This is a genomic window from Promicromonospora sp. NPDC090134, from assembly GCF_044746965.1.
Taxonomy (GTDB): domain Bacteria; phylum Actinomycetota; class Actinomycetes; order Actinomycetales; family Cellulomonadaceae; genus Promicromonospora.
Window position 1 is genome coordinate 1 of record NZ_JBIVCZ010000029.1, and the last position, 1,284, is coordinate 1,284.

General features: G+C 73.1%; 1 protein-coding gene. It reads left to right on the forward strand.

Features of this window, described 5'->3' with window-relative positions:
- On the forward strand, positions 1 to 1,284 hold a 1,284-nt coding region (locus tag ACIPN7_RS29860; protein ID WP_400550860.1), incomplete at both ends, for a phosphomannomutase/phosphoglucomutase.

The following is a 1,284-nucleotide window of genomic DNA, read 5'->3' on the forward strand; positions in this document are numbered from 1 at the left end:
GACGATGCCGGGGCGGGCCGGCCCGCCATGGTGATCGGCCGGGACATGCGCGACTCCGGCCCGGAGCTGGTGGACGCGTTCGCCCGGGGCGTCACCGACCAGGGCGTGGACGTGACGCTGATCGGGCTGTGCTCCACCGACGGGCTCTACTTCGCGTCGGGGCGGCTGGACGTGCCGGGCGCGATGTTCACCGCGAGCCACAACCCGGCGCGCTACAACGGGATCAAGCTGTGCCGCTCGGGCGCGCGCCCGGTGGGGCAGGAGACGGGCCTGGCCGAGGTCCGGGAGCTGGCCCAGGGGTACCTGGAGGGCGGGCTCCCGGAGCCGGTCGCCGAGCCCGGCCGGGTCACGGAGCAGGACGTGCTCGCCGACTACGCGGGGTTCCTGCGGGAGCTGGTGGACCTGTCCGGCGTGCGGCCCCTGAAGGTCGTGGTCGACGCCGGCAACGGTATGGGCGGCCTGACGGTCCCCGCCGTCCTGGGCGACGCCGCGGGCCTGGTGGGGCTGCCGCTGGAGGTCGTGCCGCTGTTCTTCGAGCTGGACGGCACGTTCCCCAACCACGAGGCCAACCCGCTGGAGCCGGCCAACCTGATCGACCTGCAGGCCGCCGTCGTGGCGAACGAGGCGGACCTGGGGCTCGCGTTCGACGGCGACGCCGACCGGTGCTTCGTGGTGGACGAGCGGGGCGGCGCCGTCTCGCCGTCCGCCATCACCGCCCTGGTGGGGCTCGCGGAGGTGACCAAGGAGCTGACCGCCGGCCGCACGCCGACGGTGATCCACAACCTGATCACGTCCCACGCCGTCCCGGACCTGCTGTCCGCGGCGGGCGCGGAGACCGTGCGCACCCGCGTGGGGCACTCGTTCATCAAGGCGCAGATGGCCCAGCACGGCGCGGTGTTCGGCGGCGAGCACTCCGCGCACTACTACTTCCGCGACTTCTGGTTCGCGGACACCGGGATGCTGGCCGCCCTGCACGTGCTGGCCGCGCTGGGGACACAGGACCACACGATGTCCGAGCTGGCCGAGATGTTCGAGCCGTACGTCGGCTCGGGCGAGATCAACTCGACGGTGCCGGACGCCGCCGCGGCGACCGAGCGGGTGCTGGACGCCTACCGGGCGGCGTACCCGGGCATCGTGGTGGACACCCTGGACGGGGTGACGGTCTCGCACTGGGAGTCCCACCCGCAGTGGTGGTTCAACCTGCGGGCGTCCAACACCGAGCCGCTGCTGCGGCTGAACGTCGAGGCCGCCGACCAGGACATCATGGAGAAGGTGCGCGACGAC